This window comes from Stenotrophomonas sp. 63632_Sma (genome assembly GCF_056482875.1).
Window position 1 is genome coordinate 2974605 of sequence record NZ_CM151220.1, and the last position, 23890, is coordinate 2998494.

The following is a 23890-nucleotide window of genomic DNA, read 5'->3' on the forward strand; positions in this document are numbered from 1 at the left end:
CCATGGCCGCCCGCAAGTCCTCCGCCCCCCTGATCGAAGTCACCGCCCGCCCCGGCCAGCCGCTGGGCATGGCGCCGGCCACCTTCCTGCGCGACTTCTGGCAGAAACGCCCGCTGCTGATCCGCAACGCCTTCCCCAACTTCCAGACCCCGGTGCAGCCGGAAGACCTGGCCGGGCTGGCCTGCGAGGAAGGCGTGCTGGCACGCCTGATCGAGCACGACAAGACCCAGGACGGCTGGCGCGTACGCACCGGTCCATTCCAGGAAGACGTGTTCCCCGCCCTGCCCGACCACGACTGGACCCTGCTGGTGCAGGACGTGGACAAGTGGGACCCGGACGTGCGCGCCCTGATCGAGCACTTCAGCTTCCTGCCGCGCTGGCGCATGGATGACGTGATGATCAGCTTCGCCGCCACCGGCGGCTCGGTCGGCGCCCACGTCGACCAGTACGACGTGTTCCTGCTGCAGGCCCATGGCCATCGCCGCTGGCAGATCGATGCCAGCGAATCGATCAAGGGCAAGCAGCCGCCGCTGGGCTTCCGCCCCGACGTGGAGCTGAAGCTGCTGAAGGTGTTCAAGCCGACCCACGACTGGGTGCTGGCGCCGGGCGACATGCTGTACCTGCCGCCGAACGTGCCGCACCACGGCGTCGCCGAAGATCCCTGCCTGACATTCTCGTTCGGCATGCGCGCGCCGTCTTCGGCCGAGCTGATCAGCGACTACCTGGACACCCTGATCGCCGATGCCGACGAGAACATCCGCTACCAGGATGCCGACCTGAAGGTGCCGGCCGACCCGAACGAAATCGACACGGTGGCGATGGCGCGGGTGATCACCGCGCTCAACGCCATCCGCATGAACGACCCGGACAAGCTGGGCGACTGGTTCGGCCGCTTCATCACCACCTACCGCGCGGCCGGCGAAGTGATGGCCCACCAGGCCGCACCGGCACAGGAAGAAGTGGTCCAGGCCCTGGCATCGGGCCTGCTGCTGCAGCGCCACCCGTGGGCCCGGCTGGCCTGGCGCCGGGCCAAGCGTGGCGCCAGCCTGTATGTCAGCGGCCAGGACTTCGCGCTGCCGGTGAAGGACGCGCAGCGCCTGGCTGGCACCGAACAGCTGGACGCCGCCGCTTATCGCGGCCTGTCCGACAAGGGCCGTGCCGTGGTCCAGCAGCTGCTGGTCGGCGGGGTGTTCCAGCTGATCGACCCGAATGAGGTATACGAGGCCGAAGACGAGGAAGACGGCGAGGATGCCGTGGTGCTCGGCGAGGTCGTCGAAGGCCGCGACCGCGTGGATGCGATCGACGCCGACGCGGTGTCCGACGATGTCCACTCCGTGACCGTACACGACGACGGCATCGAGGTCATCGTCAACTTCGAGGACGACGAGGAAGACGACAGCGGTGCTGGCCGCGCCTGAGTCGCCACCATGATCCGGGTCCAGCAGGTCAGCCACGCCGATGCCCACGTTGCCATCCACGAGGTGCGCCAATGCGTGTTCGTGCAGGAACAGGGCATCGCCGCCGAGCTGGAACGCGATGCGCTGGACCCGGTCAGTGCCCATGTGCTGGCGCTGGACAGTGACAACCAGCCGGTCGGCACGGGCCGGCTGGCCCCGGATGGCCGCATCGGCCGCATGGCGGTGCTGGCCAGCCATCGCAGCCACGGGGTCGGCGGGGCCCTGCTGGAAGCACTGGTGGAGGCCGGGCGCCGGCTCGGCCTGGCCGAGCTGCATCTGCACGCCCAGCTGCCCGCCCGTGACTTCTATGCCCGCCAGGGTTTCCTGCCCGAAGGCGAGGTGTTCGAGGAGGCCGGAATCGGCCACCAGCAGATGCGCCGCCGGCTGGGCGCGGCCAGCGCCATCGACAGCCGCGCCGAGGCGGTGGCCACCACCACGGCCATCATCCACCGCGCCCGTCGGCAGCTGTGGCTGCACAGCCGCCAGCTGGACCCCGGACTGCTCGACGCGCCCCCGGTACAGGCCGCCCTGCGCCGCTTCGTCACCGCCCGCCACGACAAGCAGCTGCGGGTGATCGTGCACGACGCCGCCGCGATCGCCTCTAGCGGGACGCCGCTGCTGGCGCTGGCCCAGCGCCTGCCCAGCGTGATCCAGTTCCGCGAGGTCACCGACCCGGTCGACCGTGCACTGGCCTCGGCCTGCCTGCTCAACGATGCGGGCGACTTCTACTTTCGTCTGATCGGCCATCGCCTCGACGGCGAAGCCGGCATCGCGCTGCCGGCACGTTCGCAGCCGTTCGAGCAGCAATTGCAGCGCGTCTGGGACCGTTCGCGTGATTGCAGAGAACTGCGCGCGCTCGGCATCTGAGCGGAGCGGGCTGACTCAACCTGTCTGGAACCGGCACCGGGGGACGCGCGATACCTCTGGTGCTGCCCCTTCGTGTCCGGTTGGGGGTACAATTTGGCTGTTTGAACGCGCCCGCGCAGGGCTATTCATCTTCCTGCCGGGTCCTTCTGAAGCCATACCCCACAAAGCGAATCAACACCCTCCATCGTGGACAATCAACTGAAGCAGTTTGCGCAATCTTCGCAACTCGCCGGCGGCAACGCCTCCTATGTCGAGGACCTGTACGAGCAGTACCTGGTCTCCCCGGATAGTGTCGATCCCAAATGGAAAACCTACTTCGACGGCTTCAAGGGCCGTGAAGCAGGTGACATTCCGCACTCGGCCGTCATCTCCCACATTGCGGACGCGGCCAAGGATGCGCTGAAGGCCGGTACCGGCAACGGTGCAGGCGACGAGCGCGAGCGCAATGTCGGTCGTCTGATCACTGCATACCGTTCGCGCGGCCACCTGGACGCCCGCCTCGATCCGCTGGGCCTGGCCGCACCGGTCAACACCCCGGACCTGGGCCTGCCGTTCCACAGCCTGTCCGATGGCGACCTCAACAGCGAGTTCAGCACCGGCGGCGTCGGTGGCCAGCCGCGCATGAAGCTGCGCGACCTGCTGGCACGCCTGAAGGCGACCTACACCGGCTCGATCGGTGCGGAGTTCATGCACATCTCCGAGGTCGAGCAGCGCCAGTGGATCTACAAGAAGCTGGAACTGGCCGGTGGCAACTACCAGCTGGACGCTGATACCCAGCGCCGCACACTGGAGCGCCTGACCGCGGCTGAAGGCCTGGAGCGCTACCTGCACACCAAGTACGTCGGCCAGAAGCGCTTCTCGCTGGAAGGCGGCGACTCGCTGATCCCGATGATGGACACCATCATCCGCAGCGCCGGCAAGGATGGCGTCAAGGATGTGGTGATCGGCATGGCCCACCGCGGCCGCCTGAACGTGCTGGTCAACACCCTGGGCAAGAACCCGCGCAAGCTGTTCGACGAATTCGAAGGCAAGTTCGAGCACGACGAGCACGCCTCGGCCGGTGACGTGAAGTACCACATGGGCTTCTCGGCCGACGTCGCCACCGATGGCGGCCCGGTGCACCTGGCGCTGGCGTTCAACCCGTCGCACCTGGAAATCGCCGACCCGGTCGTGGCCGGTTCCGTGCGTTCGCGCCAGGAGCGCCGCAAGGACACCGCGCGCAAGCAGGTCATGCCCATCCTGATCCACGGCGACGCGGCCTTCTCCGGCCAGGGCGTGGTCATGGAACTGTTCCAGATGTCGCAGGCCCGCGGCTTCGCCGTCGGCGGCACCGTGCACATCGTGGTCAACAACCAGGTCGGCTTCACCACCTCCAACCCGCTGGACACGCGTTCCACGCGCTATGCCACCGACGTGGCGAAGATGATCGCCGCCCCGGTGCTGCACGTGAACGGCGATGATCCGGAAGCCGTTGTGTTCGCCGCGCAGCTGGCCTTCGAGTTCCGCCAGAAGTTCGCCAAGGACGTGGTCATCGACCTGATGTGCTACCGCCGTTGGGGCCACAACGAGGCCGACGAACCGGCGATCACCCAGCCGCTGATGTACCAGGTGATCCGCAAGCACGCCACCACCCGCGAGATGTACGCCGAGCAGCTGGAAAAGGCGGGCGTGATCGCCGCCGGTGCCGGCAAGGCGATGGTCGATGCCTACCGCGAGAAGCTGGATGCCGGTGAAGTGACCACCGAGCTGGCCAAGGTCGAGAAGACCCCGCCGACCAGCCCGCTGTTCGTCGATTGGCCGAAGCTGCTGGAAGGCAAGCTGTCCGACCCGATCTCGACCAAGGTCGAGAAGAACAAGCTGGTCGAGCTGGCCAAGCTGATCAACACCATTCCGGACGAAGTGCAGCTGCACTCGCGCGTGGCCAAGGTCTACGACGACCGCCGCAAGATGGCCGCTGGCGAGATCCCGGGCGACTGGGGCTTTGCCGAGAACCTGGCCTACGCCACCCTGCTCGACGAAGGCAGTGCCCTGCGCCTGGTGGGCCAGGACGTGGGTCGCGGTACGTTCACGCACCGCCACGCGATCCTGCACGACCAGAAGACCGACAACTACTACATGCCGCTGCGGCAGCTGGTGGATTCGCCGGAGAAGGCCACCGTCATCGATTCGCTGCTGAGCGAAGAAGCGGTGATGGCCTACGAGTACGGCTTCTCCACCACCGATCCGAACACGCTGTGCATCTGGGAAGGCCAGTTCGGCGACTTCGCCAACGGTGCCCAGGTCGTCATCGACCAGTTCATCGCCGCCGGTGAAGCCAAGTGGGGCCGCATCTCCGGCCTGACCCTGCTGCTGCCGCATGGCTATGAAGGGCAAGGCCCGGAACACAGCTCGGCGCGCCTGGAGCGCTTCCTGCAGCTGTGCGCACTGGAGAACATGCTGGTGGTGGTGCCGTCGACCCCGGCGCAGGCCTTCCACATGCTGCGTCGCCAGCAGCACCTGACCACCCGCAAGCCGCTGGTGGTGATGTCGCCGAAGTCGCTGCTGCGCCACAAGCTGGCCGTGTCGACCCTGGACGAACTGGCCAACGGCGAGTTCCAGCACCTGATCGGCGACGCCAATGCGGACGCCAAGAAGGTCAAGCGCGTGGTGCTGTGCTCGGGCAAGGTCTACTACGACCTGCTGGAAGACCAGACCAAGCGTGGCCAGGACGACGTGGCGATCATCCGCGTGGAGCAGCTGTACCCGTTCCCGCGTGCGCTGCTGGCTGCCGAACTGAAGAAGTACGGCAAGGCCACCGACGTGGTGTGGACGCAGGAAGAACCGCAGAACCAGGGTGCGTGGTACCAGATCCGCCACCACCTGCAGTTCTGCCTGGCCGATGGCCAGAACCTGCACTACGCCGGTCGCGCACGTTCGGCTTCGCCGGCTGCCGGTCACATGGCTGACCACGTCCGCGAACAGCAGCAGCTGGTCGCCGATGCACTGGTCAACCCGTTCAACGACACGTTCGCTGAATAATCCTCCCCCTATTTAGAAGACAAACCAGGAAGCTCCCGCAATGGCCACCGAAGTCAAAGCCCCGGTACTGCCCGAATCCGTCGCCGACGGCACCATCGCCACCTGGCACAAGAAGGTGGGCGACGCCGTCAAGCGCGACGAAAACCTGCTTGACCTGGAAACCGACAAGGTCGTCCTGGAAGTGCCGTCGCCGGTCGACGGCGTGCTCAAGGAAATCAAGTTCGCCGAAGGCTCGACCGTGACCTCCAGCCAGGTCGTGGCGATCATCGAGGAAGGCGCCGTCGCTGCTGCCCCGGCTCCGGCCGCTGAAGAGAAGAAGGCCGAGGCCGCTCCGGCCGCTGCCGCTCCGGCCGCCGCCGCTGCTCCGGCCCCGGCTGCCAAGTCGGCCGCCGACACCCTGCCGCCGGGCGCCCGCTTCACCGCCATCACCGAAGGCGTGAACCCGGCCGACGTCGACGGCACCGGCCGTCGCGGCGCGGTGACCAAGGAAGACATCGTCAACTTCGCCCGCAACGGCGGCGCCGGCAAGGCCGGTGGCGCACGTCCGGAAGAGCGCGTGCCGATGACCCGCATCCGCAAGCGCATCGCCGAGCGCCTGATGGAGTCGAAGAACTCGACCGCCATGCTGACCACCTTCAACGAAGTCGACCTGTCCAAGGTGTCGGCGGCGCGCAAGGAACTGCAGGACGAGTTCGTCAAGGCACACGGCATCAAGCTGGGCTTCATGAGCTTCTTCGTGAAGGCCGCTGCCAATGCCCTGCAGCGCTTCCCGCTGGTCAACGCCTCGATCGACGGCGACGACATCATCTACCACGGCTACTCGGACATCTCGATCGCCGTGTCGACCGAGAAGGGCCTGGTCACGCCGGTCCTGCGCAACGTCGAGCGCATGTCGTTCGCCGACATCGAGAAGACCATCGCCGACTACGCCAAGAAGGCCCGTGATGGCAAGCTGAGCCTGGAAGAACTGCAGGGCGGCACCTTCACCGTGACCAACGGCGGCACCTTCGGTTCGCTGCTGTCGACCCCGATCATCAACCCGCCGCAGAGCGCCATCCTGGGTATGCATGCCATCAAGGAGCGTCCGATCGCCCAGAACGGCCAGGTCGTGATCGCGCCGATGATGTACCTGGCGCTGTCGTACGACCACCGCATCATCGACGGCAAGGACTCGGTGCAGTTCCTGGTGGACATCAAGAACCAGCTGGAAAACCCGGGCCGCATGCTGTTCGGCCTGTAAGACACCTCCCGCCCCTCCGCGCCTGCGCGGAGGGGTTCTGGTAATGCATCAAGGAATAATTCAATGGCTGAACAATTCGACGTCGTCGTCATCGGTGCCGGCCCGGCCGGTTACCACGCTGCCATCCGCGCGGCCCAGCTGGGCCTGAAGACCGCCTGCATCGACGCAGCGCTGGGCAAGGACGGCAAGCCGGCGCTGGGCGGCACCTGCCTGCGCGTGGGCTGCATCCCGTCCAAGGCGCTGCTGGATTCCTCGCGCCAGTTCTGGAACATGGGCCACATCTTTGGCGACCACGGCATCAGCTTCAAGGATGCCAAGATCGACGTCGAGGCGATGGTTGGCCGCAAGGACAAGATCGTCAAGCAGTTCACCGGCGGCATCGGCATGCTGTTCAAGGCCAACAAGGTCGCCGCCTACTACGGCTTCGGCGAACTGCAGCCGGGCAACGTGGTCAAGGTCACCCAGCATGACGGTTCCATCGTCGAGCTGAAGGGCACCAACGTCATCATCGCCGCCGGTTCGGATTCGATCGAACTGCCGTTCGCCAAGTTCGACGGCGAGACCATCGTCGACAACGTCGGCGGCCTGGACTTCACCGAAGTGCCGAACCGCCTGGCGGTGATCGGCGCCGGCGTGATCGGCCTGGAACTGGGCAGCGTGTGGAAGCGCCTGGGCGCTGAAGTCACCATCCTGGAAGCACTGCCGGAGTTCCTGGCCGTGGCCGACGCCGAAGTGGCCAAGACCGCTGCCAAGGAATTCAAGAAGCAGGGCCTGGACATCCGCCTCGGCGCCAAGGTCTCCAAGACCGAGATCACCGGCAAGGGCAAGAAGAAGGAAGTCGTTGTCACCTACACCGACAGCGAAGGCGAAAAGACCCTGACCGTGGACAAGCTGCTGGTGGCCGTTGGCCGTCGCGCCGCCACCAAGGGCCTGCTGGCCGAAGGCACCGGCGTCAAGATCAACGAGCGCGGCCAGATCGAAGTCGACGCGCACTGCCACACCGGCGTCAACGGCGTGTGGGCGGTCGGCGACTGCGTGCGTGGCCCGATGCTGGCGCACAAGGGCTTCGAGGAAGGCATCGCGGTGGCTGAGCTGATCGCCGGCCTGCCGGGCCACGTCAACTTCGACACCATCCCGTGGGTCATCTACACCGAGCCGGAACTGGCCTGGGTCGGCAAGACCGAAGCCCAGCTGAAGGCCGAAGGCATTCCGTACAAGGCTGGCAGCTTCCCGTTCGCCGCCAACGGTCGCGCCGTGGCGATGATCGAGCCGGCAGGCTTCGTGAAGATCCTGGCCCATGCCGAAACCGATCGCATCCTCGGCATGCACCTGGTCGGCGCCAACGTCTCCGAGCTGGTGCACGAAGGCGTGCTGACCATGGAGTTCAGCGGCTCGGCCGATGACCTGGCCCGTATCTGCCACGCTCACCCGTCGCTGTCGGAAGTGATCCACGACGCCGCGATGGCGGTCAGCAAGCGCGCCATCCACAAGGCGAACTGATCTGCATCCGGGTAGGTGCCGACCGTTGGTCGGCACGCGCCTGCAGACAAAAAACCCCGCCTCGGCGGGGTTTTTTGTTGGCGTTGATGATGTAGAACCGAGCCAACGCTCGGCTATCCCGGGAAAAGCAGCCGAGTATCGGCTCGGCACTACACCTTTCCAGCCGGCTTCTTCGGCGGATCGTCACAGATGCGGTGCTGGACCACGGTTTCACCGACCTTCCATTCCTTCGCGACCCTGCAGCGCTCCTTGGCTTTCTGCACAGAGACCGCTGCAGTATTCGCCTCGTCAGCCGCAGCAGTCTGCTGGCGTTCCAGCCACACCGAGGGCGGCGTTGAAGGTGTGGCCAGTACCGGCCCCGCAAGCAGGACCAGACCCACCAGCAGCACCGTCCTCATGCAGCCACCGCTCGGCCACCGAGCAGGCGCGCTGGCAGCATGGACAGGGCGCGCAGGAAGGCGAACAGCGCCGAGAAGGTGATGCCGACCAGGCGGAACGGCAGGCTCAGCAGCCACACGAACGGCCAGGCGATCAGGGCGAGGATCGCCAGCGGCCAGCACAGCACGAACAGCAGGCACCACACACCGAGCGCGAACAGGGTCTTCATCACGGCCTCCTTGGGGCGGCACCCTGCCGCCTGCGGACACCTTGGCGCCCCGCCCTGGCCGCCCGCAAACGGTTTGCGACGAAACCGGGGCTGGGGGCGATGAAACCGATTGCGGGGAAACCGGAGATTCAGGAGGTTGCCGGCCAGCGGCCGGCACAACCGCAGGGATTTACACCGGGACAGCGCCCGGACGGCCGTGGGTCACCTGGAAACGCGCCGCGGTGCGCACCGCAGCGTCCGCACGCAGCACACTGTCGGCGAAGCGCAGTTCCGCATCCACGGTCTGCCGGTTCAGCTGCAGCTTCCACCAGCCACGGCGGTCACCGTCGAAATAGCGGATATGCGGGTTCTGCGGAATCGACGGCCCGTAGTACGGCCCGTATGGCGTGTCGTCGCCGCCACTGCTGATCGCCGGAGCGATGAATTCGGTGGCTACGACCGGCGCACTGGCCGCGTCGAAATCCAGCTTCAGGTCGTTGACGAAGGTGGAATGCCAGTCGCCGCCCAGCACGATGGCATTGCCCTGCCCGCCTGCCTGCATCGCCTGCAGCAGCCGGTTACGTGCGGCGGGATAGCCATCCCAGGCGTCATTCCAGAAGCGCTCGCGTGGCGTGCCACCGTCCAGCCGCAGCTGCGCCATCAGCAACTGCTGCACCACCACGTTCCAGCGCGTGCCCTGCGCGGCCGCCATCGACTGCGCGAACCACGCCTCCTGGCCCGTGCCGAGCATGCTCATGCGCGGGTCCAGTGCAGCATCACAGCGTGGCGACTCGCCCACGCCACAGGGATTGGCCGGGCGGAACTGGCGGCAATCGAGCAGGGTCAGCTGTGCCAGATCGCCGTAACGCAGGCGCCGATGCACGCGCAGGCCGCCGTTGCCCGCAGGTGTGCTGCGCATCGGCAGATGCTCGTAGAACGCGCGGTAGGCGGCGGCGCGGCGGATGATGAAGTCCTCCGTTGATACGCCGGGTTTTTCCGGGTGGATGCCGGAGTAATCATTCTGTACTTCATGGTCGTCCCAGATCACCGCGAACGCGTGTGCGGCATGCGCGGCCTGCAGATCCGGATCGAGCTTGTACAGCGCGTACTGGTCACGGTAGCGCTCCAGGCTGACGGTCTCGCCACTGAAGCGTTGCGCATCCAGCGCACGACCACGCGCGTTCTGCAGCGGGCTGTATTCGTACAGGTAGTCCCCGGCATGCAGCACCAGGTCGACATCGCTCTGCGCGATATCGCGCAGGACCGGGTAGTAGCCGCTGTTCCAGGCCTGGCAGGTGCACAGGGCCAACCGAAGCTGCTGCAGTTGCGTGTCCAGCGGCGGCGCGGTGCGGAAGTGGCCGACCGCGCTTTCCTCATCGCCGTCGCAGGCGAAACGGTAGTAGTAGTCGCGGCCTGGGCGCAGGCCGTTGACCTCCACGTGCACCGAATGCGCCAGCTCGGGTACCGCGGCCGCAGTCCCCCGCTGCACCAGCCGGCGCATGCCCGGGTCCTCGGCCACGAACCAGCGCACCGGCACCGCCCGCGACGGCATGCCGCCGCCATTGAGCGGGTCCGGTGCCAGCCGCGTCCACAATACGGCCCCCTGTGGATCCGGATCACCGGCGGCAACGCCGAGGGTGAACGGATCGCGCCCCAGCCGCGGCCGAGGGCCGGCCGTGGCCAGCCCCGGCATCGCCGCCAGCGCGATCGCCGCCCCCGTGCCCTGCCACGCCATGCGCAGCAGGCGACGACGGCTTTCCGGATCGACAGGCCCGCGCATCAGAAATGCACGGTGGCGGTGGCCATTACCTGGCGCGGCGCGCCGACCTGCATGGTCGCCAGGCTGCGGGTCGGGTCGGCGGCGTAGGTACCGTTGGTGTTGATCGAGGACAGGTAGCGCTTGTCGGTCAGGTTGGTCAGGTTCAGCGCAACAGTCAGGTTCTGCGCCGGACCCAGCTTGCCGAAGTCATAGGCCACCGAAGCGTTCACCAGCCAGTAGCTCGGCACCGACACGTCATTGGTGTAGGTCACGTAGCGCTTGCCGACATGGTTGGCGGCCAGGCGCATGTCCCACGGGCCTGGGGTCCAGGCCAGGGTGCTGGCGAACATCCATTCCGGGGTATCGACGGTCGTCTTGCCACGGGTCGGCACCACGCCGTTGTTCACATAGTCGTTGTCGTAGGTACTGTCATTCCAGGACAGCGCATTGGACCAGGTCAGGTCCTGCATCGGCTTCAGCTGCAAGGTTGCCTCGGCGCCACGGCTGGTCACCGAACCGACGTTGGAGAACAGTGCCGGGCAACCGAGGATGCCCACGCACTGCGCGATGGCCAGCAGACGGTTGTCGAACTTGACGTCGTACAGCGCCACCGAGGCTTCATAGCCGCGGCCGTAGCCACGCCAACCCAGCTCGATGGTGCGCGACTGTTCCGGCTTCAGGTTCTTCGCGCTGGCATCGAAGGCGGCCTGCGGCACGTTGAACGGGCTGCCCACGCCCAGCGCATAGGCGGCGACGTTCTTGGCAAACGAACCGAAGATCTCGTTGCCTTCGTTGAGCTTGAAGTTGAAACCCGCCTGCGGCAGCAGGCCCTTCTTCGAGGTCAGGCTGCTGTTGTTGGCATAGCTGCCCAGCGGCGTGCGCACGCTGGTGCGGGTGTGCGGCGACTTCGCGCCGATGTCGATGGTCAGGCGATCATCGAACAGGCGGAAGCGGTCCTGCACGTAGAACTGGCGGGTGATGGTGGTGTAGCGCTGGTGCCACACGCGCTGGTCCGGGTTGCGCAGGAAGAAGTCGTCGGTGATCGGGCCGTCGATGTAGTAGAAGTTGCGCTGCACGCTGTGGCCGTTGTCCTCGTACCAGAGGCCCGCTTCCAGTTCGTGGCCACCGACGTTCCAGGTGAACGCCGAGGTCACGCCGGTACGGTCGATCGCGTACTCGGTGGTGCGGATCGAGATCGGGATCTCGCGGCTGGTGCCCGGGTTGGACGGATTGGACGGGCTGAACCAGTGGCCCTGGCCACGGTTGCTGTGGTTGTAGACGTTGACCTTCAAGCGCATCGACTCGTTCAGGCCGAAATCGCCGGCAATGCTGGACAGGTCATCATTGCGCAGGCCGTGGCCGGAGTAGTACGCATCCCACGGGCTGTTGACGCCGCCGCTGAACTTGCCGCGTGCGGCGGCGACGGCGCGATCCCAGTCCGGCGCGTAGTTGTCCCAGTCCCAGCCGAGGCGATCGATCATTTCCAGCGACAGATCCTGGTAATCGGCCTCGACCCGGCGCGAGGCGTTGAACAGCGCGGTGATCTTGCTGTCCGTTCCGAAGTTGTAGGTGGCCTTGCCGTTGAACTGCTTCAGCTCCTGCGAGCCCTTGCCCTTCCACTTGTCACCTTCCGAATACACGCCGGACAGGTAGGCGGCAAAGCCCTGGTGCTCGCCGGTATCGAGGCGTGCATAGCTGCGGCGTGCGCTGTCACTACCAAAGCTCTGTGCCAGCACGACCCCATACTCGGTGGACGGATCGATCGAGTAGAACTGGAACACGCCGCCGAGGTTGCTGGTGGACGGCGTACCCAGTGCGCCGATGCCGGTGGAGACCTCCGCACCGCCCAGGTTCTCGCTGATCACCGCGCGGCTGATGTGCAGGCCGTTGCTGTTGCCATAGGCCATGTTGCCCAGCGGGATGCCATCAAGGGTGTAGCCCAGGCGGTTCTGGTTGAAGCCACGCAGGCTGATGGTGGTGGACCATTCGTAGGCGCCGGTGGCATCGGCCGATTCGAAATGCACGCCCGGCTTGGTTGCAAGCAGCTTCAGCGGATTGGCACCCGGCGGCAGCACCTTCATGTCCTCGGCGGTCACGCGCTGCACCTGGCGCGCTTCACCGCGGCCGATCACCGAGACCGAATCGAGGGTGGTGGCCGACTGTGCGTCGGTGGCGGGGGCGGTTTCAGCGGCAGCCAGCGACGGCAGCGAAGCACAGACCAACAGGGCCAGCAGATTGCGGCGAAGCGGAGCGTGGGACGGCATGGGGGCGGATTCCTTGGGCACGCTGGACGCCGAAGGGCGGCGTCGAAGGGCAGCAGCGGCGGAATCGTAGAAGCGTCGCGTTACATGTCATTTACACGCCACATACGGACGTTCGGCGTTTCGAATGGTTTGCCGGCCGTGGGGTGGTTGCCGGCCAGCGGCCGGCACTACGGCTATTCGAATGAACCGACCGAGTCGTGGGCCAGGTTGTCGAAGCGGGTGTACTCGCCGAAGAACTTCAGCTTGCACGACCCGGTCGGGCCGCCACGGTGCTTGCCGATGATGATCTCGGCCAGGCCCTTGTCCGGCGAATTTTCCTTGTTGTAGTAATCGTCGCGGTAGATGAAGACGATCATGTCCGCATCCTGCTCGATTGCGCCCGATTCGCGAAGATCGGCCATTACCGGGCGCTTGTCGGTACGCGTTTCCAGCGAGCGGTTGAGCTGCGAAAGCGCGATCACCGGCACGTGCAGTTCCTTGGCCAGGCCCTTCAGCGAACGCGAGATCTCCGAGATTTCAGTCGCGCGGTTTTCGCTGTTGCCCGGCACGCTCATCAGCTGCAGGTAGTCGATCACCACCAGGCCCAGATCATGCTCGCGCTTGAGGCGGCGGCACTTGGAACGCAGCACTTCCGGCGACACGCCAGGCGTGTCGTCGATGAAGATCTTGGTTTCCTTCAGCATCTTGATCGCGCTGGTGACGCGGCTCCAGTCCTCGTCTTCCAGCTGGCCGGTACGCAGGCGCTGCGCGTTGATGCGGCCGTTGGAGGAAATCAGGCGCATCGCCAGCTGCGATGCCGACATTTCCATCGAGAACACCGCCACGCCCTTCTTCGACTTGATCGCCGCGTACTCGGCGATGTTCAGTGCGAAGGTGGTCTTGCCCATGGCCGGGCGCGCGGCAAGGATGATCAGGTCGGTCGGCTGCAGGCCGGAGGTCATCGCATCGAAATCGTTGTAGCCGGTCGGCAGGCCGGTGATGTTGCCGCCGTTCTCGAAGCGGCTGCGCAGCTCTTCGAAGGCATCCTTCAATGCACCGGGCATCGCCACGAAATCGGTACGGCCGCGTGCGCCCTGTTCGGCGATGGCGAACACGCTCTTTTCCGCCGAGGCCAGCAGCTCGCTGCTCTCGCGTCCCTCGGGCTGGAAGCCGTCGTTGACGATGTCGGTACCCACCTGGATCAGCTGCCGCAGCACCGCCTTGTCACGCACGATCTCGGCGTAGGCCACGATGTTGGCCGCCGACGGGGTGGTACTGGCCAGTTCGATCAGATAGGCACCATCGCCCACCAGTTCCATCTTGCCCTGCGATTCGAACCACTCGCCCAGGGTCACCGCATCGAACGGCCGCTCGCGCTCGGACAGCTCACGGATCGCGCGATAGATCATCTGGTGGTCGCGGCGGTAGAAATCGCCTTCGGTCAGCTGGTCATTGACCCGGTCATAGGCCTCAGGGGCCAGCATCAGGCCACCCAGCACCGCCTGCTCGGCTTCCACCGAATGAGGCGGTACCCGCAACTGGTCGATGCGCGACTCGTCGCGATCGCGATCGCGATCGAAGCCATCACCGCGCTCTCTGCGGTTGGAACGGAAGCCGGGGCGAGCGGACATGCTGCGGTGTTTCCTGCGAAAGTGGGCCGGACGAGTGTAGGCATGCGCCGACCCCGGCGGCCATGGACAAGCCTGTGGATAAGCCGTGGAGAAACGGGGGATATCCGCCGGTGCCTGGCCAGACTGGCGTGGGGGCGTCGCACTGCCTGCGACGGGCGCCATTGCGGCACCCGAGCGGACATTATCGCAGATGGGGCTGGCAACCGCTGGCGTCAATCGCCCTTGACGTGAACCGCGATCAGCGCCAGGAACCGGTCCACGTAGCCCTGCAGGAATTTCTGCGTGCCTTCATTGTGGACCGTGCCATCGGCATCGATCAGGCCGTCCTTGAAATGAATGAACGCCTCGGGCTGGCCGAGCACGTGCATGTCCAGGAAGGCCAGGCTGTTGCGCAGGTGCTGCTGGGCCACGGCGGTGCCGATCTGGCCGATGGAGGCGCCGATCACCGCCGCCGGTTTGCCGGCAAACGCGCTGTCACCGTACGGGCGCGAGCCGATATCGATGGCGTTCTTCAGCACGCCCGGCACCGACCGGTTGTATTCCGGGGTCACGAACAGCACCGCATCGGCGGCACGGACCTGGTCCTTCAGCCGGGTACCCTGCGCCGGATAGTGGCCATCGAAGTCCTGGTCGTACAGCGGCAGATCACCGATCTGCACGTACTGGAAGCGCGCACGGTCGCCGGCAATCTTCTCCAGCGCATGGGCCAGTTTGCGGTTGCAGGAATCCTTGCGCAGGCTGCCGACGAACACGGCGATGGTGGGGACGGACATCGGGACATACTCCTCACGGTGCGGGAGGCCCAGCCTAGTCGCCGGGCCCTTGCATGCCGGTGAAGATCAGCCGCCGGTCACGCCCGCGCGCACCTGCCGCCAATGCGCCTGCCAGGCCTGGAACATCAGCACGTTCCACAGATGGGTATGCCACTTGCGTTGGCCGCCGAGGAACTGCTGCCACAGCGGCTGTACCGCGGCCACCGACAGCACGCCCTCCTGCTCCAGCCGCGCGGGCTGCAGCAGGTCTTCGGCCCACGGCCGCAGGTCGCCCTTCAGCCAGTCACTGACCGGCGCGCCGAAACCACGCTTGGGCCGGTGCACCATCGACTGCGGTACATAGCGGCCCAGCACGCGCTTGAGCAGCACCTTGCTGGTAGTTTCACTGCGCTTGAAGCCCAGCGGCAGCGACCAGGCGAACTCGGCCACGCGAGAATCCAACAGCGGTGCGCGGGCTTCCAGGCTGACCGCCATCGAGGTGCGGTCGACCTTGCACAGCAGGTCATCCGGCAGGTAGGTCACGTAATCGGCCAGCATCATCGCATCGGCCGGTGTGCCGGCACCGTGCAACGGGTCGGCCAGGTCGTAGAAGCTGCCCGCGGCCTGCGCCCCGGGCACTGCCGCCGCCGGGTCGCGCCAGCGCGAGATGCGGTTGCGGTACACGTCACCGATGCCACGCGCGCCGGATTCTGCCAACAGCGCGGCCAGGCCGCCGGTACGCGAGGCCTCGCCCTGCTGCTGGGAGCGCGCGCCCATCCAGCGCCGCAGCGGCCCCGGCACACGGCCCAGCATCTGCCAGTTGCGCAGCGCGCGTACATAGCGGGTATAGCCGAAGAACAGCTCGTCGCCACCATCGCCGGACAGCGCCACGGTCACGCCCTGCCGCGCCAGGCGGGCGACCAGCGCGGTCGGCACCTGCGAGGCATCGGCGAAGGGTTCGTCGAACATCGCCGGCAACTGCGGCACCACCGCCAACGCATCGGCACCGCTGACGTAGAGTTCAGTGTGGTCGCAGCCCAGATGCGCGGCCAGTTCCTTGGCCAGCGGCGCCTCGTCGTGGCCCGAACCGGTGAACCCGATACTGAAGCTGTGCACCGGCTGGCCACTTTGTGCCTGCATCAGCGCGGCCACCAGCGACGAATCGGTGCCGCCGGACAGGAACACGCCCACCGGCACGTCGGCCACCATGCGCAGCGCCACCGCGTCACGCAGCAGCCCGTCCAGCTGCTCCTCGGCTTCCTCGATGCGGCCCTGGAACGGCGCAGCCAGCGCCGCCTGCATGCGTGCACGGGCATCCCAGTATGGGCGCTGCGCCTGTTCCGGCCGGTGCGCGGCCGCACCCGCCGCCACGGCTTCCGCATCCAGGCGCAGCACGCGGCCCGGCATCAATTTGTAGCAGCGCTGGTGGATGCTGTGCGGCGCCGGAATGTAATCCAGCCGCAGCAGCAGCGTCAGGGCGTCACGGTCGATGTCGTTGTCGAAGGCCGGGTGCTGCCACAGCGCCTTCAGTTCCGAACCGAACACCAGCGTGTCGCCGGCCCAGCCGTAGTACAGCGGCTTCTTGCCAACGCGGTCGCGGGCCAGCCACAGGCACTGCTCCTGGCGGTCCCACAGCGCAATGGCGAACATGCCGTTGCAGCGCTGCAGGGTGTCTTCCATGCCCCACTGCAGGATCGCTGCCAGCAGCACCTCGGTGTCGGAGTGCCCACGGAAAGCGTGTCCCAGCGGCTCCAGTTCGGCACGCAGGGCGGCGAAGTTGTAGACCTCGCCGTTGTAGGCCATCACGTAGCGGCCATCGGACGAGGCCATCGGCTGGTGCCCCAGCGGCGACAGGTCGAGAATGCTCAGCCGACGGTGCGCCAGCGCGATGCCGGCCCCGGCATCGACCCAGCTGCCGCCATCATCCGGCCCGCGGTGGTGCAGCGCCTCGCCCATGGCCAGGACCTGCGCCTGCAGCACCTCGGCCGACGCCACCGGCGCCGGCAACAACATTCCCGCCAATCCACACATGCATCAAGGTTCCTGCGCCAGTTCAAGGGCGGCGCCAATCACCGCATTGTCGCTTGGAAGCCCGAACATTGCTGCCCCCGCCAGCGGCGTATAGGTATCGGCACCGCAGACCCGGCGCAATGGCAGGTGGCCGAAACCGGCCTCGACCAGGGCGGTGACCACGCCCTCGCCCACCCCGCCACTGTGGCGGCCCTCATCCAGAACCAGCACGCGCCGGGCGCTGGCGGCTTGCGCGGCGATGAAACCGGCATCCAGCGGCACCAGCCAGCGCAGGTCGACCACCCGCACCTGCCAGCCCAACTGCTGCTCGATCGCCCGCGCCGCGCGCAGCGCCATCGGCACGCCGTTGCCATAGGTGTAGACCACCAGGTCGCCCGCCTCCGGCGCATAGACCCGGCCCTCGCCCGGTACCAGCGCCTGGCCCTGGGCGGGGTAGTCGAACAGCCACTGGCCATCGCCCGGCGCATGCAGGTCCTTGCTCATGTACAGCGCGATCGGCTCCAGGAACACCGCCACCCGCCCGTCCACCCGCGCCAGCGCGGCCAACGTGCGCAGCATCATCACCGCATCGTCGCCGCGCGACGGGCAACCGACCACCAGGCCGGGAATGTCGCGCAGCGCGGTGATCGAATTGTCGTTGTGGAAGTGGCCACCGAAGCCTTTCTGGTAGCCCAGCCCGGCCACCCGCACCAGCATCGGGTTGCGGTATTGGTCATTGGAGAAGAACTGCAGCGAGCACGCTTCGCCGCGCACCTGGTCGATGGCGTTGTGCAGGTAGGCCAGGTACTGGATCTCCGGAATCGGCAGCATGCCCATGTTGGCCAGGCCCTGCGCCATGCCCAGGATCATGGTCTCGTCCAGCAGGGTGTTGAACACCCGGCGTGGGCCGAAGCGGCGCAGCAGATCCTTGGTGACGGTATAGACACCGCCCTTCTGCGCGACGTCCTCGCCGAACAGCAGGCTCTGCGGATACTTCGCTAGCAGTTCCTGCAGCCCATGGTTGATCTGGATGGCGAGGTGCCGAGGTGCCTGCCGCTCAGGCAGGGTCTCCGCACCGCCATACAGCGCTTCGCGCGCATCGGCGGGCACCTCGCGCCGCGCCTCGGCCTGCACCGCCGCCGGCGTGTACGGCGCCAGCGGCGCCATCACCTCCTGCAGCGACTGCAGCGTCGGGCGGCCCTCGGCATCCGCCGCCGCGGCCATGCAGCGCGCGCGCATCGTTTCGTAGGCGACCTCGATGGCGGCCGCATCCATCCAGCCCGACTCCATCGCGATCTGCGCCGAGCGCAGCAGCGGATCCTGCGCCTCGGCCGCGCACAGCTCCGGCAGCGCGCGCCATTCCACCTCGAAGTCGGTGCCGGCGTGGCCCATCAGGCGGGTGGTGCGCAGATGCAGGAAGGTGGGCCGCCGCGTGCGCCGGCAGTGCTCCACCGCCGCCTGCACCTGGGCGTGCCCGGTGGCCAGGTCGAGACCATCAGCGAAGAAATAGTCGAGCCCCGGCTGGCGGCTGAAGCGCTCGGCAATCCAGCCTTCCGGCGTCTTCACTGAAATGCCCAGCCCGTTGTCCTCGCAGACGAACAGGATCGGCGCCGGCAGCTTCTGGTAGGCCGACCACATCGCGGTGTTGAACGCGGTCTGCGCGGTGGCATGGTTGGCCGAGGCGTCGCCGAACGAGCACAGCACGATGCTGTCGGCCGGGATCGGCAATGGCTGCCCCAGGCGCTTGCCGCTCTCGATGGCCAGCGCGGTGCCCAGCGCTTTCGGCAGGTGCGACGCGATGGTCGAGGTCTGCGGCAGCACCCACAACGGTTTGCTGCCCCACACCTTGTGGCGGCCACCGCTGGCCGGATCATCGGCGCTGGCGGCGAAAGACAGTGCGGCATCGCGCAGCGGGTCGATGCCCGGCACCTGGCGCGAACGCTCGGCCATGAAGGCACCGGAGCGATAGTGTAGAAAGGCTGGATCGGTATGCCGGCAGGCCCGCGCCAGCAGCGCGTTGCCCTCGTGGCCGGAGGAACCGATGGTGTAGAAGACCTTGTTCTGCACGCGCAGCACGCGTGCCATCAGGTCCAGCTGGCGGCTGGCCAGCTGCGAATCGAACAGCTCGCCAAACGCTGCGGCAGTTAGCGTGCTGCCCGGCAGGATCGGCGCATCCGGTGCCGGGCGCGGACGCGGGGTGCCGCGCCAGCCACGCACCGCATCGAGGAAGTTGACGTCGCACACTTCGGCGCGGTTGAGCACGCGCATGCGTGCAGGAATCGGATCTGGAACCACAGCGAACATCGAACACCCTCCGTGTCGTTGTTGCATTCCGCCCGGCGTTGGCCAGGCGCTACCCTGTGGGGGTCACCCTGGTGAGAGTCACGCAGCCTCGAATCGCGAGCGCACTTCGGCAGTCACGGCCGGCATCGGCAGGAAGCGCGGTTGTTCACGCACGCGCTGCAGCCAGCCACGCACTTCCGGGAATGGCTCCAGGCTGATACCGCCCTCTCCCGCCACGTCGGTGTAGGCGAACAGCGCGATATCGGCGATGCCATATCCGTTGCCGGTGAACCATTGCGCCTGGCGCAGGTGCTGCTCCATCACCGCCAGCGCGGTGGCGGCACGCTCGTGCAGGCGTGGCAGCTCGGCGCGGCGCGGTGAATCAGCGGGGGTCCAGCCACGGATGAAGCGCGCCACCGCCACGCAGGGCTCGTGCGTGTACTGCTCGAAGAACATCCAACTCAACGCCTGCGCGCGCTCCCAGCCATCGGTGGGCAGGTACGGCGTGCCCTCGGCCAGCCAGAAGAGGATCGCGTTGGATTCGGTCAGCACGCGGCCATCGTCGCGGACGATCAGCGGCACCTTGGCATTCGGATTCAACGCCAGGAATTCGGGGGTGTGGGTCTGGCCATGGGCACTGTCCACTTCCACCCAGCGGTAGCGGCTGCCGAGCTGCTCCAGCAGCAGGCGCACCTTGTGGCAATTACCCGAGACCGACATGCCATGCACGGTCAACGGGACGCGCTCTTCCACCATCGCCTGCTCCATCGGATCCGGCCGGCGGCCAGCTGCGTGCAGTCTGGCAAGCGCGCCGATGAATGCCAAGCGCGGGTGCAGCATGGCAACCCGGTAGTGCCGGCCGCTGGCCGGCAATCGCGCGAATCTGCCGCAACGCGGTTGCCGGCCAGCGGCCGGCACTACCGGGCAACGATCAGCGCGCGCGCTGCCGCCACTGCTCGCGCGACTGGCCCCAGATCTGCATCGGCTTGTCGTTGTACGGCGCTGGCAACTCCCCCATGCGCAGCAGGGTGCTGCCGAGCTTGCGCGCGACCGCCCGCGAGTTGTCGTTGTTCTCGGCAATGGTGTGGATCACTTCGTCCCAACCCAGCGTGTCGAACGCCCAATCGATTGCTGCGACCGCCGCTTCCGGCGCATAGCCCCGGCCCCAGCTGGCATGACGGATGCCCCAGCCGACCTCGGTACCGGGCCAGTCCTGCGGTTGCCAGGGCCCCATCCGCCCGATCCAGTCACCGCTGGATTTCTCGATCACGCTGAACATCGAGAAGCCAAACAGCTGCCAGGCGCCAGCCAGGCTGCAGAAGCCACGCCAGGCCACCGACGGCGGCTGCACGCCACCAAGGGTGCGCATCGTTTCCTCGTCGGCGCAGAACGCCAGATACGGCTCGTAGTCCTCGCGCAGCAGCGGCCGCAGGATCAGCCGTTCGGTTTCGATGCGCAGGTCGAAGATGCTCATGCCGGCTCCATGTCGAAGGAAGCGTCCATGATGGTGGATTCACGCCCCGCGCGGATGAATTTCGCCGGCTGCAACGAAACGGGCCGGCATAAGCCGGCCCGTCAGGTACTGCATGCTGCGTCTGGATTACTGGCGCGTGCTGGCCGCCGTGGCACCGGCAGCAGCGGTCTGCGTGACCAGCTGGCCGTCGACCACCGGCAGGCGATCGCTGGCCGGCTTGTTGTCCATGCGCACCGTCTTCTCGGCGCCGTCATAGCGGTAGGTCACGTTGTACCCCTTCACCACGTCGTTGGTACCCATGGCAATGCGGTTGCCCGGCTTGCTGGCCATGCGCATGGTGCCGGTGGTGCCGTCCTCGTTGCGGTAGGTCACGTTGTAGCCGGTGACGCGGCTCGACTCGGAGGTCGCGGTCTCGGTGTGGCACTGGCGCTCGGTGCGGTTGACCACGCGGCCACCCACATGGCGCTTGTCGATCTGGTTGCCGATGAAGCCACCGGCCACCGCGCCGGCCGCAGTGGCGGCCTTCTTGCCATTGCCGCCGCCGACCTGGTTGCCCAGCAGGCCACCCACCACAGCACCGACCACGGTACCGCCGACGTTGCCGTCACGTTCCGGCAGGCGCTCCTGCACCGTCACGTCCTGGCAGACTTCATGCGGGGTCTGGGTGGTGGAGGTCTCACGCACCGCGTCGGTGCCGATCACGGTGGCGTAGGCCTTCTGCTTCTCGGTGATCGGGTCGACCTTCAGCACATCGGCATATTCCAGCCCACGCGGTGCGGTCGGGTCGAGAGTGTCACCACGCGCGCCATCGTCGGTGGCGTTGCCATCGACCAGGCGCGATTCACCATTGGGGGTTCCGGCGCTGATGGAATCGGGCGATTTGTCGCCACTCTTCATGAAGGCGGCAGTGGCGATGCCACCGACCAGCAGCGCGCCCGCTGCGACCAGGACAGTTGTAGTTGTGCTTTTCATGACCTGCTCCTTGCGGACCATCCGCAACGTTCTCGAACCAGATTGCAGCATGCGCTGCCTGAACGGAATCTCCACATTTCCTGCTCATTCCCGTAACCCATTCAGCATCGGGAAATGCTGGGCCCGTGGTAGCGTTTGCATATTCCCCAGGAGGACCCCCGCCATGGCCAACCCGATGCTGCTGCCGGTACTGCAATGGGCGCGCCGGCTGCGCTACCCCACCCTGTTCAAGCTCACCGCGGGCCTGTTCGCGCTGACCCTGTTCATCCCGGACCCGATTCCGTTCGTCGATGAGCTGGTGCTCGGCTTCGGCACTCTGCTGCTGGCCAACTGGAAGCGCCGCAACGCCACCACGCCTCCGCCGCTGGAGCAGCATTGAGCCTGCTGGTCGACAGCCACTGCCATCTGGACGCCGGCGAGTTCGACCGCGACCGCGCCGCGGTGGTCGAGCGTGCGCAGGCCGCTGGCGTGCACCTGCAGGTGGTGCCGGCGGTGACCGCAGCCAGCTGGCCGAAGCTGCGCGAGGTCTGCCAGCAGGCGCCGGGGCTGTACCCAGCCTACGGCCTGCATCCGATGTTCCTGGCCGAGCACCAGCCTGGGCACCTGCCGCTGCTGCGCGAGTGGATCGAACGCGAACGCCCCTGCGCGATCGGCGAATGTGGTCTGGACTTTTTCGTTGAAGGCCTGGATGCCGAGGCGCAACAGGCATATTTCATCGGTCAGCTGGAACTGGCCCGTGAGTTCGAGCTGCCGGTGATCGTGCATGCACGGCGCGCGGTGGATGCGGTGATCGCCGCGATCCGTCGCGTCGGCGGCCTGCGCGGCGTGGTGCACAGCTTTTCCGGCAGTCCGGAACAGGCAGCGCAACTGCACAGGCAGGGCTTCCTGCTCGGGCTCGGCGGCCCGTTGACCTACGAACGCGCGCAACGCCTGCAGCGGCTGGCGCGCGAGATGCCGCTGGAACAGCTGCTGCTGGAGACCGACGCCCCGGACCAGCCTGACGCCGGCATCCGCGGCCAGCGCAACGAACCGGCCCGGCTGGCGATCATCGCCCGCCACGTGGCGGCGCTACGCGGGATGGAGCTGGACGCGGTGGCCCAGGCCACGACGGAGAACGCGCGGCGGCTGTTCGCACTGCCCGCAATGCAACGGTAGGTGCCGGCCGCTGTCCGGCATCTGCGCTGATTCAATCATTCCGGAGTTGCCGGCCAGCGGCCGGCGCTACCGATCACGCGTTGGCGTGATCCTCGACCGCTTCGGCCTTGACCTTCTTCGGCTCCAGCAGCATTTCCAGCGCCTTGCCTACCGCCGCGAACGCGAACGCACCGGTGATGTGGGTCGCCGCACCCAGGCCCGCGCCGCAGTCCAGCTTCAATGCCGCATCAGCGCCCAGGTTCGGGCGGATGCCACAGACGCTGCCATCGGCCTGCGGGTACTTCACATTCTCCAGCGAATACACCGCCGGCACGCCGAAGTAGCGCTTGGCATTCTTCGGAAAGTTGAACTCGCTGCGCAGCTTCTTGCGGATCAACGCCAGCATGGCGTCGTGCTCGGTGCGCGAGACATCGCGGATGCGCACCAGGGTGGGATCGGTGCGACCACCGGCAGCCCCCACGGTCAGCAGCGGCAGCTTGCGGCGGCGGCACCAGGCAATCGTCTCGACCTTGACCCGGAAGCTGTCGCAGGCATCGATCACCAGATCAAAGCCACGGTCCAGCAGTTCGGCCATGTTCGACACCGTCAGGAACGCCTGTACGGCATCGACAGCGATGTCCGGGTTGATCGCGCGGCAGCGTTCGGCCATCGCCTCGGCTTTGTTGCGGCCGTAGTTGCCTTCCATCGCCGGCAGTTGCCGGTTGGTGTTGGACACGCAGATGTCATCGGCATCGATCAGGGTCAGGTGACCGACCGCCGAACGGGCCAATGCCTCCACCACCCACGAGCCAACGCCACCCATGCCCACCACCGCCACGCGGCTGCTCTGCAGGCGCTCGAGTGCGCCCACGCCATACAGCCGTTCGATGCCGGCGAAGCGTTGTTTGACCTGTTCGTTCATCCGGCTATTTTAACGTGCAGGCGCCAGCGCCTGCAGCGCGCC

Annotated in this window: 19 protein-coding genes; 7 read left to right on the top strand and 12 right to left on the bottom strand. The window is 66.8% G+C overall.

Annotated elements, in window-relative coordinates; translation table 11 throughout:
• Window positions 1–2: 2 nt before the first annotated feature.
• The 5 genes from ACZK45_RS13845 to lpdA all read left to right on the top strand — a co-directional run bounded on the left by ACZK45_RS13845 (window position 3) and on the right by lpdA (window position 8082).
• Entirely contained in the window at window positions 3–1418 is a 1416-nt protein-coding gene (locus ACZK45_RS13845) for a ribosomal protein uL16 3-hydroxylase (protein ID WP_478444837.1), read from the top strand.
• Window positions 1419–1427: 9 nt separating this feature from the next.
• Window positions 1428–2324 carry a GNAT family N-acetyltransferase gene (locus ACZK45_RS13850; RefSeq protein WP_478444838.1) on the top strand — a complete coding sequence of 299 codons (897 nt, stop codon included), beginning with the start codon at window positions 1428–1430 and terminating at the stop codon, window positions 2322–2324.
• Between the two features lie 186 nt (window positions 2325–2510).
• On the top strand, window positions 2511–5342 hold the full coding sequence (locus ACZK45_RS13855; RefSeq protein ID WP_032129626.1) for a 2-oxoglutarate dehydrogenase E1 component: 2832 nt from the start codon (window positions 2511–2513) through the stop codon (window positions 5340–5342).
• 40 nt (window positions 5343–5382) lie between these two features.
• A complete protein-coding gene (gene sucB / locus ACZK45_RS13860) occupies window positions 5383–6582 on the top strand; it encodes a dihydrolipoyllysine-residue succinyltransferase (RefSeq protein WP_032129627.1) in 1200 nt (399 codons plus the stop codon).
• Between the two features lie 63 nt (window positions 6583–6645).
• The gene (lpdA, locus tag ACZK45_RS13865; protein ID WP_008264626.1) at window positions 6646–8082 is read left to right on the top strand and encodes a dihydrolipoyl dehydrogenase; all 1437 of its coding nucleotides are present in this window, start codon (window positions 6646–6648) and stop codon (window positions 8080–8082) included.
• A gap of 149 nt (window positions 8083–8231) precedes the next feature.
• On the opposite strand, the gene ACZK45_RS13870 is transcribed toward lpdA, so the two are convergent.
• The 11 genes from ACZK45_RS13870 to ACZK45_RS13920 all read right to left on the bottom strand — a co-directional run bounded on the left by ACZK45_RS13870 (window position 8232) and on the right by ACZK45_RS13920 (window position 21792).
• Entirely contained in the window at window positions 8232–8480 is a 249-nt protein-coding gene (locus ACZK45_RS13870; RefSeq protein ID WP_478444839.1) for a hypothetical protein, read from the bottom strand.
• On the bottom strand, window positions 8477–8689 hold the full coding sequence (locus ACZK45_RS13875; RefSeq protein ID WP_478444840.1) for a hypothetical protein: 213 nt from the start codon (window positions 8687–8689) through the stop codon (window positions 8477–8479). The genes ACZK45_RS13870 and ACZK45_RS13875 overlap by 4 nt, the downstream gene beginning before the upstream one ends.
• Window positions 8690–8858: 169 nt before the next feature.
• Window positions 8859–10448, bottom strand: coding sequence for an alkaline phosphatase D family protein (locus ACZK45_RS13880; protein WP_049460554.1), 1590 nt, complete (start codon window positions 10446–10448; stop codon window positions 8859–8861).
• Window positions 10448–12691, bottom strand: coding sequence for a TonB-dependent receptor family protein (locus ACZK45_RS13885; RefSeq protein WP_478444841.1), 2244 nt, complete (start codon window positions 12689–12691; stop codon window positions 10448–10450). Before ACZK45_RS13885 ends, ACZK45_RS13880 begins: the two co-directional genes overlap by 1 nt.
• Window positions 12692–12864: 173 nt before the next feature.
• Window positions 12865–14301 carry a replicative DNA helicase gene (locus ACZK45_RS13890; RefSeq protein WP_032129633.1) on the bottom strand — a complete coding sequence of 479 codons (1437 nt, stop codon included), beginning with the start codon at window positions 14299–14301 and terminating at the stop codon, window positions 12865–12867.
• A 212-nt stretch (window positions 14302–14513) separates the two neighbouring features.
• Window positions 14514–15074: an NADPH-dependent FMN reductase gene (locus tag ACZK45_RS13895; RefSeq protein WP_032129634.1), complete on the bottom strand. Its 561-nt coding sequence runs from the start codon at window positions 15072–15074 to the stop codon at window positions 14514–14516.
• A 66-nt stretch (window positions 15075–15140) separates the two neighbouring features.
• A complete protein-coding gene (gene asnB / locus ACZK45_RS13900; RefSeq protein WP_478444842.1) occupies window positions 15141–17084 on the bottom strand; it encodes an asparagine synthase (glutamine-hydrolyzing) in 1944 nt (647 codons plus the stop codon).
• A gap of 3 nt (window positions 17085–17087) precedes the next feature.
• Window positions 17088–19367, bottom strand: a complete 2280-nt coding sequence (locus ACZK45_RS13905) for a thiamine pyrophosphate-dependent enzyme (protein ID WP_478444843.1) — start codon at window positions 19365–19367, stop codon at window positions 17088–17090.
• A 78-nt stretch (window positions 19368–19445) separates the two neighbouring features.
• Entirely contained in the window at window positions 19446–20102 is a 657-nt protein-coding gene (locus ACZK45_RS13910) for a glutathione S-transferase family protein (protein ID WP_478445892.1), read from the bottom strand.
• Between the two features lie 175 nt (window positions 20103–20277).
• A complete protein-coding gene (locus ACZK45_RS13915; protein WP_049460564.1) occupies window positions 20278–20820 on the bottom strand; it encodes a GNAT family N-acetyltransferase in 543 nt (180 codons plus the stop codon).
• Between the two features lie 126 nt (window positions 20821–20946).
• Entirely contained in the window at window positions 20947–21792 is an 846-nt protein-coding gene (locus ACZK45_RS13920) for a glycine zipper 2TM domain-containing protein (RefSeq protein ID WP_032129667.1), read from the bottom strand.
• Between the two features lie 163 nt (window positions 21793–21955).
• Between ACZK45_RS13920 and ACZK45_RS13925 the strand changes: the two genes are divergently transcribed.
• Both ACZK45_RS13925 and ACZK45_RS13930 read left to right on the top strand, forming a co-directional pair.
• Window positions 21956–22171: a DUF6116 family protein gene (locus tag ACZK45_RS13925; RefSeq protein WP_032129638.1), complete on the top strand. Its 216-nt coding sequence runs from the start codon at window positions 21956–21958 to the stop codon at window positions 22169–22171.
• On the top strand, window positions 22168–22947 hold the full coding sequence (locus ACZK45_RS13930) for a TatD family hydrolase (protein WP_478444844.1): 780 nt from the start codon (window positions 22168–22170) through the stop codon (window positions 22945–22947). Before ACZK45_RS13925 ends, ACZK45_RS13930 begins: the two co-directional genes overlap by 4 nt.
• 73 nt (window positions 22948–23020) lie before the next feature.
• Here ACZK45_RS13930 and ACZK45_RS13935 read toward each other — a convergent pair whose 3' ends face one another.
• Complete coding sequence (locus tag ACZK45_RS13935; protein WP_478444845.1) at window positions 23021–23848, bottom strand: tRNA threonylcarbamoyladenosine dehydratase; 828 nt, start codon at window positions 23846–23848, stop codon at window positions 23021–23023.
• Window positions 23849–23890: the final 42 nt, after the last annotated feature.